The sequence below is a fragment of the Stenotrophomonas daejeonensis genome (assembly GCF_001431505.1).
In the GTDB taxonomy this organism is placed as follows: domain Bacteria; phylum Pseudomonadota; class Gammaproteobacteria; order Xanthomonadales; family Xanthomonadaceae; genus Stenotrophomonas; species Stenotrophomonas daejeonensis.
On the sequence record NZ_LDJP01000015.1, the window covers coordinates 1 to 15,100 of the forward strand.

Here is a 15,100-nt window from a genome sequence, read left to right on the forward strand (position 1 = left end):
GGCCTGCACCTGCTTCTCGTCGGCGACGATGTCCTCGATCTGGTCGAGGAACCACGGGTCGATGAAGGACAGGCCGTAGACGTCATCGACGTTCATGCCGGCGCGGAAGGCGTCGCCGACGAAGAACAGGCGTTCCGGGCCGGGGGCCTTCAACTCGCGCTTGAGCGTGGTGATGTCGTCCTCGCTGGACAGGTCCAGCCCGGTCGGGTCCAACCCGATCTTGCCGGTTTCCAGCCCGCGCAGGGCCTTCTGCAGGGATTCCTTGAAGGTGCGGCCCATGGCCATCACCTCGCCCACCGACTTCATCTGCGTGGTCAGGCGCGCGTCGGCGGCCGGGAACTTCTCGAACGCAAACCGCGGAATCTTGGTGACGACGTAGTCGATGCTCGGCTCGAACGAGGCCGGGGTCAGGCCACCGGTGATCTCGTTCTTCAGTTCGTCCAGCGTGTAGCCCACCGCCAGCTTGGCCGCGACCTTGGCGATCGGGAAGCCGGTGGCCTTGGAGGCCAGCGCCGAGGAACGCGACACGCGCGGGTTCATCTCGATCACCACCACGCGGCCGGTGGTCGGGCTGATGCCGAACTGCACGTTGGAGCCGCCGGTGTCCACGCCGATCTTGCGCAGCACGGCGATGGAGGCATCGCGCAGGCGCTGGTATTCCTTGTCGGTCAGGGTCTGCGCCGGGGCGACGGTGATCGAGTCGCCGGTGTGCACGCCCATCGGGTCGAGGTTCTCGATCGAGCAGACGATGATGCAGTTGTCCGCGGTGTCGCGCACAACCTCCATCTCGAACTCCTTCCAGCCCAGCACCGATTCTTCCACCAGCACTTCGGTGGTCGGCGACAGTTCCAGGCCGCGGTTGACGATTTCGACCAGCTCCTCGCGGTTGTAGGCGATGCCGCCGCCGCTGCCGCCGAGGGTGAAGCTCGGGCGGATGATGGTCGGGTAGCCGACGCGGGTCTGGATTTCCAGCGCTTCTTCCAGCGTGTGGGCGACGGCGGCCTTCGGGCATTCCAGCCCGATCTCGCCCATCGCCACGCGGAACAGCTCGCGGTCCTCGGCCATGCGGATGGCCTCGCGCTTGGCGCCGATCAGCTCGACGCCGTACTTCTCCAGCACGCCGTTGTCGGCCAGGTCCAGCGCGCAGTTCAGCGCGGTCTGCCCGCCCATCGTCGGCAGCAGCGCGTCGGGCTTTTCCTTGGCGATGATCTTCTCGACCGTCTGCCAGTTGATCGGCTCGATGTAGACCGCGTCGGCCATCTCCGGGTCGGTCATGATCGTGGCCGGGTTGGAGTTGACCAGCACCACGCGGTAGCCCTCCTCGCGCAGCGCCTTGCACGCCTGCGCGCCGGAGTAGTCGAACTCGCAGGCCTGGCCGATGACGATCGGGCCGGCGCCGATGATGAGAATGGTCTTGAGGTCGCTACGCTTTGGCATGTCAGTTCTTCTCCATCAGCGCGACGAACCGATCGAACAGCGGCGCGACATCGTGGGGGCCGGGGGAAGCTTCAGGGTGACCCTGGAAGCTGAAAGCGGGGGCATCGGTACGCTCGATGCCCTGGATGGTCTGGTCGAACAACGAGCGATGGGTGACGCGGACGTTGGCCGGCAGCGTGGCCTCGTCGATGGCGAAGCCGTGGTTCTGCGAGGTGATCATCACCCGGCCGCTGTCGAGGTCCTGCACCGGATGGTTGGCGCCGTGGTGGCCGTGGCCCATCTTCATGGTGCGCGCGCCCGAGGCCAGGCCCAGCAGCTGGTGGCCGAGGCAGATGCCGAAGGTCGGGATCTTCTTCTCGACGAACGTCCTGATCGCGGCGATGGCATAGTCGCACGGCTCCGGGTCGCCGGGGCCGTTGGACAGGAACACGCCGTCGGGGTTCATCGCCAGCACCTCGGCGGCCGGGGTCTGCGCCGGCACCACGGTGAGTTCGCAGCCGCGCTCGGCGAGCATGCGCAGGATGTTGGTCTTCACGCCGAAGTCGTAGGCGACGACGTTGTATGTGCGTCCCGCACAAGAGCCCGCACTTCCATGTGCGGACTTCTCAATGCTTTTCGCGCCCAGACCGATGAACTCGTTCGTGTCGAGGTCAAGCTGGCCTTCACGCCACGGATAGGGCTTGTCGGTGCTGACCACCTTGGCCAGGTCCATGCCCTTCAGGCCGGGGAACTTGCGCGCCGCTTCCAGTGCCTTTTCCACGTCGATGTCGTCGCCGGCCATCAGCGCGCCGTTCTGCGCGCCACGCTCGCGCAGGAGGCGGGTCAGCTTGCGGGTATCGATGCCGGCGATGGCGACCACGCCGCGCTGGACCAGCCAGTCCGGCAGCGATTGCCGGTTGCGCCAGCTGCTCGGGCGGCGCGGCACGTCGCGCACGATCAGGCCGGCGGCCCAGACCCGCGACGCCTCGTTGTCCTGTTCGTTGGTACCGGTGTTGCCGATGTGCGGGTACGTCAGGGTGATCATCTGCCGCGTGTAGGACGAATCGGTCAGCATTTCCTGGTAACCGGTCATGGCGGTGTTGAACACCACCTCACCCACGGACAGGCCGGGCGCGCCTGCGGATTCGCCCTCGAATACGGTGCCGTCTTCGAGCACGAGGATTGCGGCTTGGGTCACGGGAATCTCACTTTGGCTACCGAGGGGGCTCCGAAGCCACGCCTGCGCTCACGGCAAAAACCGGTTGCAAAAAAGCGCGGACGGCGGTGTTAAACCGGTCCGGCTGACGTGATTCGGCGAGCGGGAATTGTAAAGGCAACGGCGGCCCCTGCGCCAGCGCCGCAATGCGGCGCATTCACTTCGTCATGCAACCATTTGAACCCGCGGGGGACGGCCGGCCGCTCAGGCGCCGACCAGGTCGCGCACCCGGTAGCGGCCGGGCGCACGGCCGGAGAGCTGGCGGGCCACGTGCAGCGCGCCGCGGGCGAAGATGTCGCGGTTGCTGGCGCGGTGGACCAGCTCCACCCGCTCGCCCAACCCGCTGAACTGGACGAAATGCTCGCCGATGATGTCGCCGGCGCGCAGGCTGGCGTAGCGCGGCTCGGCCCCGCCCTGCACCGCCGATTCGCCGAGGGTCAGCGCGGTGCCCGAAGGCGCGTCCTTCTTGTGCACGTGGTGCGATTCGACGATGTCGCAATCCCAGCCCGGCAGGCTGGCGGCCGCGCGTTCGACCAGCTCGGCCAGTACCGCCACGCCGAGGCTGAAGTTGGTCGCCCACACCAGCGGGATGCCGGCCGCCGCCGCGTCCAGCGCCGCCTGTCGGGAGGCGTCGATGCCGGTCGTGCCGGAGACGAAGCCGGCGCCGCGCGCCACGCACAACGCCAGCACCGGGTCGAAACCTTCCGGCAGGCTGAAATCGATGGCGACGTCGAACGGCGGCACGCCGGACAATTCGCTGGCGGCGAAATGCGGCACGCCGTCGATCACGCGCTGCGCGGGCGGCCTGCGCACCACCGCGGCCACCACCTGCAGCGACGGGTCTTCGGCCGCCAGCCGCAGCAGGGCCTGGCCCATGCGGCCGGAAGCACCGTGGATCAACAAACGCGTGGGGGTCTCGTCCATGCCCGGAACGCTACGTTCAAGCGCGCTGGAAAACAAGTAGTGCCGGCCGTTGGCCGGCATCCGCAAGGATGTCGGAAAGAAGGCCGGATATGCGGGGTTGCCGGCCAGCGGCCGGCACTACCGGGGCTTCGGTCCGCAGCCGTAGGCCGGGGTTACATCCCCGGCGCTTTGGATTCCCGCCGTCGGGGGGCGTAGCCCCGACCTGCCCATCGACGAGCCGCCGCCACGTCCCTCGGCGTCAATGCTGCTTGGGTGGACTCGGCCCGCAGCCGTCGCAGCCGCCGCAGGTGCTGTCGCCGCCCGATGCCGGCGGTGCCAGCCGCTGCCCAAGCGCCTGCAGGCGCGGCGAGCGCTGCGGTTTCAGCAGCCACAGCGCCAGCCTGCCGCGCAGGCGCCGCACCACACCGGGGAACTGCTTCTTCAGCACCACCCACGCACTGACCAGCACGGCCAGCGCGATGATCGCGTACTGCAGCAGCAGCCCCCGCTGCATCAGCCGCCTCCCAGCGCCACGGTCACCTGGTAGGTCACCAGCGAGGCCAGCCACGCCGCGGCGAACAGGTAGAAGGTGGCGAACGCCATCTGCTTCCACGAGTTGGTTTCGCGCTTGATGGTCGCCAACGTCGAGATGCACATCGGCGCGTAGATGTACCAGACCAGCAGCGACAGCGCGGTGGCCAGCGACCAGCCGTCGCTGATCAGCGGGGTCAGCGCCTGGGTGGCGGCATCGTCGTCGGCCGCCGACAGCGCGTACACCGTCGCCAGCGAGGCCACCGCCACTTCACGCGCGGCCAGACCGGGGATCAGCGCGATGCAGATCTGCCAGTTGAAGCCCAGCGGCGCGAAGAACACCGCCATCGCATGGCCGATCTGGCCGGCGAAGCTGTAGTCGATGGCCGGCAGCGTCGCGCTCTCCGGCGCGCCGGGGAACGACAGCAGGAACCACAGCAGGATGGTCAGCGCCAGGATGATGCCGCCCACGCGCTTGAGGAAGATCATGCCGCGCTCGTACAGGCCCACGGCCAGGTCGCGCGGGTGCGGCAGGCGGTAGGACGGCAGCTCCAGCAGCAGCGGGTGCTCGCTCTTGTCGCGGCGGAACTTCTTCATCGTCCACGACATCGCCAGCGCGCTGACGATGCCGGCCACGTACAGCCCGAACAGCACCAGCCCCTGCTGGTTGAACACGCCCCACACGGTCTTTTCCGGGATGAACGCGCCGATCAGCAGCGCATACACCGGCAGCCGCGCCGAACAGGTCATCAACGGCGCGACCAGGATCGTCGCCAGCCGGTCGCGCGGGTCCTGGATGCTGCGGGTGGACATGATGCCCGGCACCGCGCAGGCGAAGCTGGACAGCAGCGGGATGAACGAGCGCCCGGACAGGCCGGCGGCGGCCATCATCCTGTCCAGCAGGAACGCCGCGCGCGGCAGGTAGCCGGACTCCTCCAGCGCGAGGATGAAGAAGAACAGGATCAGGATCTGCGGCAGGAACACCACCACCCCGCCGACGCCGGCGATGATGCCGTCGGTGAGCAGGCTGGCCAGCGGCCCTTCCGGCAGGTGTTCGCCGACCATTTCGCCCAGCCAGCCGAACGCGGCCTCGATGCCGTCCATCAGCGGCGTGGCCCAGGCGTAGACCGCCTGGAAGATCAGGAACATCACCACCGCCAGGGTCAGCAGCCCGAACACCGGGTGCAGCAGCCAGCGGTCCAGCGCATCGTCGATCTTCGCCGTGCGGCTGGGCATCTTCACCGCGCTGGCGAGGATGTCGCGCACCTGCGCATGGTGGTCGGCGCCGGCCTCCACCGCCGGCGGTTGCATCGACGCCGGCTGCGGCATCAGCGCGTCGATGCGCCTGACCAGTTCGTTGGCGCCGTTGTAGCGCACCGCCACGGTTTCCACCACGGGCACGCCGAGCGCCTGTTCCAGCGCCGCCACGTCGATCTCGATGCCGCGGCGGCGCGCGGCGTCGACCATGTTCAGCGCCACGATCATTGGTTTTCCCAGCTCGCGCACTTCCAGCGCGAAACGCAGGTGCAGGCGCAGGTTGGTGGCGTCGATCACGCACACCAGCGCGTCCGGCGCGGCCTCGCCGGGGTAGAAGCCGCGGCACAGGTCGCGGGTGATGGCCTCGTCGAGGCTGGCCGGCTGCAGGCTGTAGGCGCCCGGCAGGTCGAGCACCGCGTATTCGCGGCCGGACGGCCCGCGCATGCGCCCTTCCTTGCGCTCCACGGTCACGCCGGCGTAGTTGGCCACCTTCTGGCGGCTGCCGGTGAGCTGGTTGAACAGCGCGGTCTTGCCGCAGTTCGGGTTGCCGACCAGGGCCAGCCGGGTCACCGCCGTCGCCGCGTTCATGCCGTGCCTCCGTTGCGTACCCGGATGCGCGCGGCCTCGCTGCGCCGGAGCGCGAAACGGGTGAAGCCGACCTGCACCAGCAGCGGTTCGCCGCCGAGCGGCCCCCGGGCCACCATGCGCACGTCCTCGCCACCGACGAAACCCAATTCGCGCAACCGCCGGGCGATCGCATCATTGGCATGCATGTCCTGCACTTCTTCCACCTGCGCGGCGGCGTGCAGCGGCAAATCCGACAACGTCACTGGATGGGCGCTCATGTTGCTAATCAAGAATGGTTATCAATAGTACCATCGCCGCGCCGCGTCATGGCGCCCGCCGGCCGCCCCGCTATCATTCGTTGCATTGCAAACAATCCGCGGAACTGCCTGATGAGCAATGCCTTGCGCGTGGACCACGACGGTGCGGTGGCCACGCTGCGCCTGAACCGGCCCGAGCTGCACAACGCCTTCGACGCCGGCCTGATCGCCAGCCTGACCGCCACCCTCGAAGCACTGGGCGCCGACCCGGCGGTGCGTGTGGTGGTGCTGGCCGGCGAAGGCCCCTCGTTCTCGGCCGGCGCCGACCTGCAATGGATGCGGGCAATGGCCAACGCCTCGCAGGAGGAGAACCGCCAGGACGCCCTCGCCCTTGCCCGGCTGATGCGCACCCTGGACGAATTGCCCAAGCCGACCCTCGCCCGCGTGCACGGCGCCGCGTTCGGCGGCGGCGTCGGGCTGGTGGCCTGCTGCGACATCGCCATCGCCGCCGAGGGCGCGCGCTTCGGGTTGACCGAAAGCCGCCTCGGCCTGCTGCCGGCGGTGATCTCGCCCTACGTCATCGCCGCCATCGGCCCGCGCCAGGCCCGGCGCTGGTTCGCCAGCGGCGAGCATTTCGACGCCGCCACCGCGCAGCGGATCGGGCTGGTGCACCAGGTGGTGGCCGCCGATGCGCTGGACGCGGCGGTGCAGGCGCAGCTGGCGCTGCTCGGCAAGGCCGGCCCGGTCGCCACGGCTTCGGCCAAGGCGCTGGTGCGTGACGTACTGGCGCTTGGTGCCGACCGCGATGCGCTGGACGGCGCCAACGCCGGCTTGATCGCCGCCCTGCGCGCTTCCGACGAGGGCCGCGAGGGTCTGTCGGCCTTCCTCGAAAAGCGCGCACCGCGCTGGATGGCGGCGCACTGACATGAGCGATTTCGTCCGCATTGTCGAGGTCGGCCCGCGCGACGGCCTGCAGAACGAGAAGCAGCAGGTCGCCACCGCCGACAAGATCACGCTGATCGACCGCCTCTCGGCCACCGGCCTGCGCAGCATCGAGGCCACCAGCTTCGTCAGCCCGAAATGGGTGCCGCAACTGGCCGACGCTGCCGAGGTCATGGCCGGCATCACCCGCCGCCCCGGCATCGCCTACCCGGTGCTGGTGCCCAACGAACAGGGCTACGCGCGCGCGGCGGCGGCCGGCGCCGACGAAGTGGCGGTATTCACCGCCGCCTCCGAGCAGTTCAACCGCACCAATACCAATGCCGGCATCGACGAATCGCTGCAGCGCTTCGCGCCGGTGCTGGAACGCGCCAAGGCCGATGGTGTCAAGGTGCGCGGCTATGTCTCCACCGTGCTGGGCTGCCCCTATCAGGGCGAGGTGCCGCTGGCCGACGTGGTGCGGGTGGCGCGTGCGCTGCATGAAAGCGGCTGCTACGAGATTTCGCTGGGCGACACCATCGGCGTCGGCACGCCGCTGAAGGCGCGCGCGATGCTGCGCGCGGTCGCCGCGGAAGTGCCGATGGCGGCGCTGGCGGTGCATTTCCACGACACCTGGGGGCAGGCGCTGGCGAACATCGCCGCCTGCCTGGAGGAAGGCGTGCGCGTTGTGGACTCGGCAGTTGGCGGCACCGGCGGTTGTCCGTATGCACGCGGCGCCAGTGGCAACGTTGCCAGCGAGGACGTGGTCTACATGCTGCATGGCATGGGCATGGACACCGGCATCGACCTGCCGGCGCTGGCGGAAACCGGGCGTTGGCTGGCCGCGGTGCTGGGGCGCGACAACGGCAGCAAGGTCGGCAAGGCGATGGCGGGGTGACGTGTCCTCCCCATTGCCACGGGGAGGAGAAGGTTTCTGGTAGGTCGGGGCTACGCCCCGACGGCTGTATGCATGAAGCGTCGGGGGCGTAGCCCCGACCTACGATCGGTAGCTCAGCATCACCGGCCCTCTCCGCGAAGGAGGGGGCTTTGAACCGCCATCGGCTAGAATTGCCGCTTTCATCCACCGCAGGATCGTCCCGATGCAGTTGTCCTCCGTCCGCGCCGTCGTCACCGGCGGTGTCTCCGGCCTCGGCCTTGGCGTGGCCCGCTTCCTCGTCGCCAATGGCGGCAAGGTCGCGCTGTTCGACCTCAACGAGGAGAAAGGCACGGCCGCGGTGGCCGAACTTGGCACGGGCAATGCCCGCTACTTCACCACCAACGTCACCGACGAGGCCGGCGTGGCCGCCAACTTGGCCGCCGCGCGCGAGTTCCTCGGCGGGCTGAACATGGTGATGAACTGCGCCGGCATCCTCGGCGCCGGCCGCGTGCTCGGCCGCGAGGCACCGATGCCGCTGGCCAATTTCCAGACCACGGTGATGGTCAACCTGGTCGGCAGCTTCAACGTCGCCAAGGCCGCCGCCGACCTGATGCAGCACAACGAGGCCAACGCCGACGGCGAGCGCGGGGTGATCGTCAACACCGCCTCGGTCGCCGCCTACGAGGGCCAGATCGGCCAGGCCGCCTACTCTGCCTCCAAGGGCGGCGTGGTCGGCATGACCCTGCCGATGGCGCGCGAACTGGCGCGCTTCGGCATCCGCATGATGACCATTGCGCCGGGCGTGTTCTGGACGCCGATGGTGGACGGCATGCCGGCCAACGTGCAGGAGTCGCTGGCCGCCTCGATCCCGTTCCCGTCGCGGCTGGGCCAGCCGGAGGACTTCGCCATGCTGGTCGGCCACATCATCTCCAACCCCTACCTCAACGGCGAAACCATCCGCCTGGATGGCGCCGTGCGCCTGGCGCCCAAGTAACCCACCCGCGGGCGCCCACAAGGCGCCCGTTTCAATTCACCCCTTACCCCAACCGACTTTCCAAGCATGAAAGCCTCCGACATCAAGAAAGGCAACGTCGTCGAATACAACAACGGCGTCTACCAGATCCGCGACATCGAGCGCAGCTCGCCACAAGGCCGCGGCGGCAACGTCCGCTTCCGTTTCATCATGTACAGCGTGCCGGGCGGCAACAAGCTCGACGCCAGTTTCGACGCCGACGACAACCTGCCGGAAGTCGAGCTGCTGCGCCGCCAGTCCACCTTCTCGTACATGGACGGCGACGCCTTCGTGTTCATGGACGACGAGGACTACACCCCGTACACGCTGGACGCGGACGTGGTCGGCGATGACGCCGGCTACATCACCGAGGGCCTGGCCGGGATCTACGTGCAGGTGATCGACGAGCAGCCGGTGGCGATCCAGTTGCCGCAGCACGTCACCCTGGAAGTGGTCGAGACCCCGCCGGAGCTGAAGGGCGGCACCGCGACCAAGCGCCCGAAGCCGGCCAAGCTCAATACCGGCATCGAGATCATGGTCCCGGAATACATCGCCAACGGCGAGCGCATCCTGGTCAACACCACCACCGGTGAGTTCGGCGGCCGCGCCGACTGATTTCCCGACGCAGGAAATCAAAGCCCCTCTCCCCTTGGGAGAGGGGTTGGGGAGAGGGTACGGGCGAAGCCTCGTGCAGCCCGATATCACTCACCTGCTCGCCCCGGCCGGGGGAAGAAGGAAGGACAGGCTGAAGGATTGCCCTTGCCCAGCCGATAAGCCGGCATGGCCCCGCCCCTCCGCCACCTGCTGCCGCTCCTGCTGGCCCCGGCCTTCGCCCCCGCCGTTGCCGCCGAGCCGCAGCCGGCGCAGGACCTGCGGCAGATGTTCGGCCAGGGCCGTGTGGACGCCAACCTGCGCGGCCTGTACTACGCTACCGGCAATGCCTTCTTCGCCGAAGGCGTCGATCGCGACACCGTCGCGGCCGGCGGCCGGCTCGGCTTCACCACCGCGCCGCTGCATGGCGTTTCGCTGCGCGCCAGCGGCTACCTGCAACGCAACCTGGTGCACGCCGGCACGGGCCGCGAACGCGACCTCGGCCGCAACCTCACCGTGATGGGCGAAACCTGGCTGCAATGGCAGGGCGAAAAACTGTCGCTGCGCGCCGGCAACCAAACCCTCGACGAGGTGCCCTTCACCGCCAGCTTCGATTTCCGCATCGTGCCGCAGCTCTATCAGGGCGTGCGCCTGCGCCTTGGCGAAGGTGGCAAGCATTTCACCGTGGTGCGCATGTTCCGCTACAAGTCGCGCATCGACGAATCGTTCTCGCGCAGCACCAACTACAACCGCCGCTTCTCGCTCCATCCGCCCAATGCCGGCGACGCCGCCACCGACGGCTTCTGGGCAATGGGCGGCGCAGGAAAGACCGCGCTGGGCGCGGTCGATGCCAGTGGCCAGATCTGGCTGATCCGCTACCTGGACTATGCCGACCTGTATTTCGGGCAGGCCGAGATGGCCGCCGGCCACGGTCTGCTGCGCCCGTTCGCGGCCGTGCAGTTCATTGCCCAGCACGAACAGGGCGCGGCCCTGCTGGGGCCGGTGGACAACCGCACCTATGGCCTGCGCGTGGGCGTGCGCAGCCCCCGGCTGACGGCCACGCTCAACCACAACCACATGCCGCACCGGGCCGGGGCCTTCCGCAATGGCGCGGTGGCGACGCCCTACGCCAGCTACCAGACCTCCGGGCCGCTGTTCGCCCAGCCTTACCTGACCAGCACCCAGGACCTGGGAACCGGCGATGCGTGGTCGCTGGACCTGGAGGTGGCGGCCAGCCGGCAACTGCGCTGGGGGGCACGCTGGTCGTACATGGACCTGAGCCCGGCCGCGGGCCAGCCGTCCATCGGCCAGCGCGAATACATGGTATTCGCCAGTTACCGCTTCGAGGGGGCATTGAAGGGCTGGAGCGTGCACAACGCCTTCGCGGTCCAGCAGCAACGCCGGCACCGTGTCGATTACCGGGAAAACCGGCTGACCCTTAACTACGACTATTGAGGCGGACCGCCCGGCGGCCCGCCTTTCACGCACGGCAAGCCGACCGCCGCAGGCCGGCTCAGGCCAGCGGACGGACCTGGATCACCGCCGGGTCGTCGGCATGTTCGAGCAGCAACCGGCGCACCCTGCCCTGCCAGACCCGGGCGAATTCGGCCCGGGTGGCGTCGCTGGCATCGTCGGCCAGCGCACTGGCCAGCAGCGGCCGCAGCGGCACGTCGGCCGGCACCCCGGACAGGTCCATGCCCACCTCCACCGCCGCGCCGCTGTCGGTGCGGGTGAAACGGGCCGTGTTGCCGCCCCCGGCGCCGTGACGCAGCAGGTTGTGGCGCGAAAATCGGCCGCCCACGCCCTGGAAGCCGTTGCCGGCCGCCGCACCGGTAATCAAGGTGAAGACCTGGGCGACGACGCCGGTGGTGCCGGCATCCTCGGCTTCGCCCATGTCCACCCGGACCCCGCCGCGCTCGGGCAACTGCCCGCGGTACAGCGCCTGCAGTGCCGCGCGCACCATCAGCCAGGCCCCGGCCACGGTCGGGCAGGAATGCCCGGCCAGCTTCACCGCATCGGCATAGCCGTATTCGATCCGGCCGTCGTCGCTGGCGCCGAGGAGGCGCGCCAGTGCGTCATGCACGGCGATGCGCGGGGCCTGCTCGAAGAACTCGGGGAAGGCCACGGCTCACTCCTCCGGCAGGCCCTGGATGCCGAAGTCGATCACCACCGCCTCCGGCCCGCGCTGCAGGTAGTTGATCGACAGGTGTTCGCCGAAGCGCTGGGTCAGCTGGCCCAGCAGGGGGATCGGGTCGTGGTCGTTGACGAAGCGCATGGTTTCGCCGTTGCGCAACGCGCCCAGCGCGCCAAAGATCGCGGAATGGCGGAAGCGGCGGGCCACGCCGCGGGCGTCGAAGACATGGACGTTGGGAGCGGGATCAAGCGAGGCATTCATCGGGAACTCCAATCGTGGGAAACGCGTTCCATGCTAGGCCGCGCTCCGGCCATCGCCCTGACCAAGGTCAAGAACGCCGCTGATGCCGCCCGTCCCCGGCCTCAGTCCGCCGCGGCGGCCAGTTGCCGCATGCGCGTGGCCAGCCACTGCACGCGCTGCCGAGCCTGCTCCAGTTCCAGCCGCTGCGCGCGCGGCAAGGCCTGTTCGGCGGCTTCGTGCAGGCCTTGCCAGCGCGCCTGCGCCTCCTCGCCGTGCCGGGCCAGTGCCTGTTCCAGCGCGGCCAGTTCCTCGGGCTGGACGATGCCGTAGCCTGCCGCCGGCAGCAGCGATGCCGGCGCGTCGAACAGGCCGCTGAAGTGTTGCCAGTCGGCCAGCCGTGCCTGCAGCTCTGGGGCGCCCTGCCCCAGCCGTCGCTTCAGCTGCGCGAGCGCGCGCAGCTCGGCCCGGCGCAGTGCGGCGGTTTCCAGCACCCACCACGCCGCGGTCGGCTGCAATGGCAGGTCCGGCGGCAGCGTGCCGCGTTGCCGTGCCGGGCTGTCCAGCCAGCGCTCCAGCGGCAGTGGCGGCGCCAGCCCGGCCTGTTGCAGGCCATGCAGCAGTTGCCGGTAATCCTCGCGGGCCGAAGCGAAATACAGGCCGTCCCCGCTGCGCGCCGATGGCGGTTGCACGTCGGCCAGGCCGGCAGCCTGCAGCCGATGCAACACGCCGCGCGGGGTGATGGCCTGCAAGCGCCGCCGTTGCGGCGTCAGCGCCAGATCCAGCAGTCGTCCGCTTTCCACCGCGCAGTTGTTGCCGATGAAGCGGTAGCGGCCGTCGTAACTCCAGTGCGCGCGGGCAGCCAGTTGCAGCAGCGCGTCGACCTGCGCCGACGACAAGGCCAGCGGCCAGGCCTGCAGGTCGCGCAGCTCGGTGCGGGTGTATTCCTCGATCACCTGGTCCAGCGGCAGCACGAACAACCGCGCCGGATAGGCACCGCTCAACCCGAGCCAGTTGGAAATCTGCACGTCGTTGACGAAGGCGCGGAAGGACAGCACCCGGTGGTAAGCCAGGTCCATCCGGCAGCGCGGGCCGGGAACGCGGCCCGGCGCGCAGACCACCAGCCGCAGCATGGCGTGGCCGAAGCGGCTCATCGCCGCGTCGCCGCTGCCGGCCAGCAGGTAATCCACCGCGTACACGCGGGCCGGGTCCAGTGTTTCCAGTTCCAGTTGCGCCGCGCCGGTGCCGGCCACCAGCAGCGGCAGCGCATCGGTGCAGGCCGCTTCCGGCAGCGGCGCCGGCCCCAATTGCTGGCGATACCACGCCGCCAGCGCCGGCCGCCGGCAGCGGTACTGCGGATCGAGCAGATACCACTCGAGGTTGACCGCGAACGCCTCGGCCGGGCTGTGGCGCTCGTAGTCGTCGGGGCTGCGCAATGCGTAGGGATTGGCGCCGCGCCGATCCCAGCCGGCAAGGCGGCGGAACTGCGCTTGCCGCGACCAGCCGCCGCCTTCGCCGCGGTCGAAGGCATGGGCGATTTCATGCAGCACGGTGGCGCGCGCCAGATCGTGCGTCTCGCCGGCGGGCGTCATTTGCAGCAGATTCGGCGACAGCCGCAGGTCGCCGCGCCGGTGCCTGCCGGCGACGTCGGCAGGCAGGTGTGGATCGAAATGCAGCGAAAAATGTCGCGGATCGGCGCGCCAGCGTTCAGGCAACGTCGCCTGCGCGCGCGCCAGCAAGTCGCTGGCCTGCCGTTGCTGGAGCGGGTTCAGGCCCGCCGGGTCCAGCCGCAATTCCAATGCATGGCCGCTGCCGCTGGCCAGCAGCAGCGCGACGGCCAGCCATGCGCTCAGGCGCATTTCAGCGGGCGAGGATCGCCCGCGCCAGTTCCATGTCGCTGGCAGTGGCGGCATCGGCATCGTGCTGGCGCAGGTGCAGCAGCGCCGCCTGCAGGCGCGCGCCGCGCAGTTGGCCATCGCTGGCAACGAAACCGGCGGCTTCCTCGCGTGCGGCCTGGACGACCTTGTCGTCGTCCGACGAACTGCTCGACCCCTGCGACGAGGCACCGCTGGCCGAGCCGGCGGTGGTGCCGGCGAAGCTGGAGGCCAGCAGCGGCAGCGGAGCGGAGGCGGCAAGCAGGGTGCAGAACAGGAGCGGACGGATCATCGGCGGTCGGGAATCGATGGGAAGGCAGGCAAGCGTAGCGGCTGCCGGCTCAATCGAACAGCTTGCACGGCCCAAGACGACGTCAAGCCTGCCCCGCCATTTCGATCGAGGCGGCAATGTCCGCCATCGAACGAAACAGCATCCACGGATCATCACGGGTCGCCACGAATCCACGCCGCCGCCAGAACGCGGCGGCCTCCTCGTCGATGGCATTCACCAGCAATGCCCGTCCACCCACCAGGATGGAAGCCGCCACGCAGCGCTGCAACGCATGTTTGAGCAGGCCGGTACCGATGCCCTGCCCGGCCCAACCGGTATCGGTGGCCAATTGCCCCAACAGCAGGCATGGCACCGGATCGGGTGGCTGCCCGGTGCGGATCGAACGCGGCAGCCGCCCCGGCACGATGGCGGTCGGGGCAAGGCCGTAATAGCCCACCACCCGCAGGCTTTCGTGAACCACCATTACCGCTGTGAAGCCCTTTTGCTGGTTGCCCAGCGCCCGCGTCCACAGCCAGTGGTCCAGCCCCGGCTTGCCACAGGAGAACGAAGCCATGTCATGGGCTTCGGTCAATGGCTCCGGCGCGGACAGCGCCACGCCTCAAGCCTCGTGCCCGGTTTCGCCCTGCCGTTCCCACGGCGCGGGCCGCTGCAGCACCTCCATCATCTCCGGCACCGCCTGTGCCGGGCTGGACAGCGTCTGGATGAACGCTTCGAAGCCTTCGGCGGTCATCCGTACCGGCATGGCTTCCATCAGCACTTCCTCGGCCGCACGCACCGCCGCCTCGCGCACGAAATCGGTACGCGAGCGCCCGCGTAGATAGGCGGCGCGGTCGATCACCGCGATATCGGCATCGGGCAGGCGCATCGACAAGGGGTGATCCCTGCGATCGGTGGCAAAGGACATGGCACGCTCTCCGGTGGATGACGAAATTGTAGCGCATTTTGCACTACATGCCGTGTTCGCTTGTGACAGCCCGCGCTTTACTCCTGCTCACGACGAAGTGAGGCAGTCGGACAT

The 15,100-nt window shown here is 69.1% G+C and carries 17 protein-coding genes; 5 read left to right on the forward strand and 12 right to left on the reverse strand.

Annotated features, from left to right (window positions below; translation table 11 throughout):
• The 6 genes from carB to ABB34_RS03195 form a co-directional block, all read right to left on the reverse strand.
• Positions 1-1,437 (reverse strand): carbamoyl-phosphate synthase large subunit (carB, locus tag ABB34_RS03170; protein WP_083490036.1); only part of this gene is annotated, 1,437 nt, incomplete at its 3' end.
• A 1-nt stretch (position 1,438) separates the two neighbouring features.
• Complete coding sequence (gene carA, locus ABB34_RS03175) at positions 1,439-2,614, reverse strand: glutamine-hydrolyzing carbamoyl-phosphate synthase small subunit (RefSeq protein WP_057639803.1); 1,176 nt, start codon at positions 2,612-2,614, stop codon at positions 1,439-1,441.
• 222 nt (positions 2,615-2,836) lie between these two features.
• Positions 2,837-3,556, reverse strand: coding sequence for a 4-hydroxy-tetrahydrodipicolinate reductase (gene dapB / locus ABB34_RS03180; protein WP_057639804.1), 720 nt, complete (start codon positions 3,554-3,556; stop codon positions 2,837-2,839).
• Positions 3,557-3,794: 238 nt separating this feature from the next.
• Entirely contained in the window at positions 3,795-4,049 is a 255-nt protein-coding gene (locus ABB34_RS03185; protein ID WP_057639805.1) for a DUF6587 family protein, read from the reverse strand.
• Complete coding sequence (gene feoB, locus ABB34_RS03190) at positions 4,049-5,911, reverse strand: ferrous iron transport protein B (protein WP_057639806.1); 1,863 nt, start codon at positions 5,909-5,911, stop codon at positions 4,049-4,051. Before feoB ends, ABB34_RS03185 begins: the two co-directional genes overlap by 1 nt.
• Positions 5,908-6,153: a FeoA family protein gene (locus ABB34_RS03195; protein WP_057639807.1), complete on the reverse strand. Its 246-nt coding sequence runs from the start codon at positions 6,151-6,153 to the stop codon at positions 5,908-5,910. The genes feoB and ABB34_RS03195 overlap by 4 nt, the downstream gene beginning before the upstream one ends.
• 126 nt (positions 6,154-6,279) lie before the next feature.
• On the opposite strand from ABB34_RS03195, the gene ABB34_RS03200 reads away from it, so the two are divergent.
• The 5 genes from ABB34_RS03200 (at position 6,280) to ABB34_RS03220 (ending at position 11,000) form a co-directional block, all read left to right on the forward strand.
• Entirely contained in the window at positions 6,280-7,071 is a 792-nt protein-coding gene (locus ABB34_RS03200; RefSeq protein ID WP_057639808.1) for an enoyl-CoA hydratase-related protein, read from the forward strand.
• 1 nt (position 7,072) lies between these two features.
• The gene (locus tag ABB34_RS03205) at positions 7,073-7,963 is read left to right on the forward strand and encodes a hydroxymethylglutaryl-CoA lyase (protein ID WP_057639809.1); all 891 of its coding nucleotides are present in this window, start codon (positions 7,073-7,075) and stop codon (positions 7,961-7,963) included.
• Between the two features lie 202 nt (positions 7,964-8,165).
• Positions 8,166-8,936, forward strand: a complete 771-nt coding sequence (locus tag ABB34_RS03210; RefSeq protein WP_057639810.1) for an SDR family NAD(P)-dependent oxidoreductase — start codon at positions 8,166-8,168, stop codon at positions 8,934-8,936.
• A gap of 66 nt (positions 8,937-9,002) precedes the next feature.
• On the forward strand, positions 9,003-9,569 hold the full coding sequence (gene yeiP / locus ABB34_RS03215; protein WP_057639811.1) for an elongation factor P-like protein YeiP: 567 nt from the start codon (positions 9,003-9,005) through the stop codon (positions 9,567-9,569).
• Positions 9,570-9,734: 165 nt separating this feature from the next.
• Positions 9,735-11,000, forward strand: coding sequence for a hypothetical protein (locus tag ABB34_RS03220; protein ID WP_057639812.1), 1,266 nt, complete (start codon positions 9,735-9,737; stop codon positions 10,998-11,000).
• 58 nt (positions 11,001-11,058) lie between these two features.
• Here the strand turns inward: ABB34_RS03220 and ABB34_RS03225 are convergent, their stop codons facing one another.
• From ABB34_RS03225 to ABB34_RS03250, 6 genes are all read right to left on the reverse strand, one after another.
• Positions 11,059-11,670 carry a hypothetical protein gene (locus ABB34_RS03225; protein WP_057639813.1) on the reverse strand — a complete coding sequence of 204 codons (612 nt, stop codon included), beginning with the start codon at positions 11,668-11,670 and terminating at the stop codon, positions 11,059-11,061.
• Positions 11,671-11,673: 3 nt separating this feature from the next.
• On the reverse strand, positions 11,674-11,940 hold the full coding sequence (locus ABB34_RS03230; protein WP_057639814.1) for a DUF2249 domain-containing protein: 267 nt from the start codon (positions 11,938-11,940) through the stop codon (positions 11,674-11,676).
• 101 nt (positions 11,941-12,041) lie between these two features.
• Positions 12,042-13,775, reverse strand: a complete 1,734-nt coding sequence (locus ABB34_RS03235; protein ID WP_057639815.1) for a DUF7844 domain-containing protein — start codon at positions 13,773-13,775, stop codon at positions 12,042-12,044.
• A gap of 1 nt (position 13,776) precedes the next feature.
• Positions 13,777-14,082, reverse strand: coding sequence for a DUF2388 domain-containing protein (locus ABB34_RS03240; protein ID WP_057639816.1), 306 nt, complete (start codon positions 14,080-14,082; stop codon positions 13,777-13,779).
• A gap of 82 nt (positions 14,083-14,164) precedes the next feature.
• On the reverse strand, positions 14,165-14,677 hold the full coding sequence (locus tag ABB34_RS03245) for a GNAT family N-acetyltransferase (protein WP_057639817.1): 513 nt from the start codon (positions 14,675-14,677) through the stop codon (positions 14,165-14,167).
• A gap of 3 nt (positions 14,678-14,680) precedes the next feature.
• Positions 14,681-14,986 carry a type II toxin-antitoxin system TacA family antitoxin gene (locus tag ABB34_RS03250; protein WP_057639818.1) on the reverse strand — a complete coding sequence of 102 codons (306 nt, stop codon included), beginning with the start codon at positions 14,984-14,986 and terminating at the stop codon, positions 14,681-14,683.
• Between the last annotated feature and the right edge of the window lie 114 nt (positions 14,987-15,100).

Coding starts and splice junctions, on each gene's coding strand:
- dapB (WP_057639804.1), bottom strand. CDS start 3,556: ATGGACGAGACCCCCACGCGTTTGTTGATCCACGGTGCTTCCGGCCGC.
- ABB34_RS03185 (WP_057639805.1), bottom strand. CDS start 4,049: ATGCAGCGGGGGCTGCTGCTGCAGTACGCGATCATCGCGCTGGCCGTG.
- feoB (WP_057639806.1), bottom strand. CDS start 5,911: ATGAACGCGGCGACGGCGGTGACCCGGCTGGCCCTGGTCGGCAACCCG.
- ABB34_RS03200 (WP_057639808.1), top strand. CDS start 6,280: ATGAGCAATGCCTTGCGCGTGGACCACGACGGTGCGGTGGCCACGCTG.
- ABB34_RS03205 (WP_057639809.1), top strand. CDS start 7,073: ATGAGCGATTTCGTCCGCATTGTCGAGGTCGGCCCGCGCGACGGCCTG.
- ABB34_RS03210 (WP_057639810.1), top strand. CDS start 8,166: ATGCAGTTGTCCTCCGTCCGCGCCGTCGTCACCGGCGGTGTCTCCGGC.
- yeiP (WP_057639811.1), top strand. CDS start 9,003: ATGAAAGCCTCCGACATCAAGAAAGGCAACGTCGTCGAATACAACAAC.
- ABB34_RS03220 (WP_057639812.1), top strand. CDS start 9,735: ATGGCCCCGCCCCTCCGCCACCTGCTGCCGCTCCTGCTGGCCCCGGCC.
- ABB34_RS03230 (WP_057639814.1), bottom strand. CDS start 11,940: ATGAATGCCTCGCTTGATCCCGCTCCCAACGTCCATGTCTTCGACGCC.
- ABB34_RS03235 (WP_057639815.1), bottom strand. CDS start 13,775: ATGCGCCTGAGCGCATGGCTGGCCGTCGCGCTGCTGCTGGCCAGCGGC.
- ABB34_RS03240 (WP_057639816.1), bottom strand. CDS start 14,082: ATGATCCGTCCGCTCCTGTTCTGCACCCTGCTTGCCGCCTCCGCTCCG.
- ABB34_RS03250 (WP_057639818.1), bottom strand. CDS start 14,986: ATGTCCTTTGCCACCGATCGCAGGGATCACCCCTTGTCGATGCGCCTG.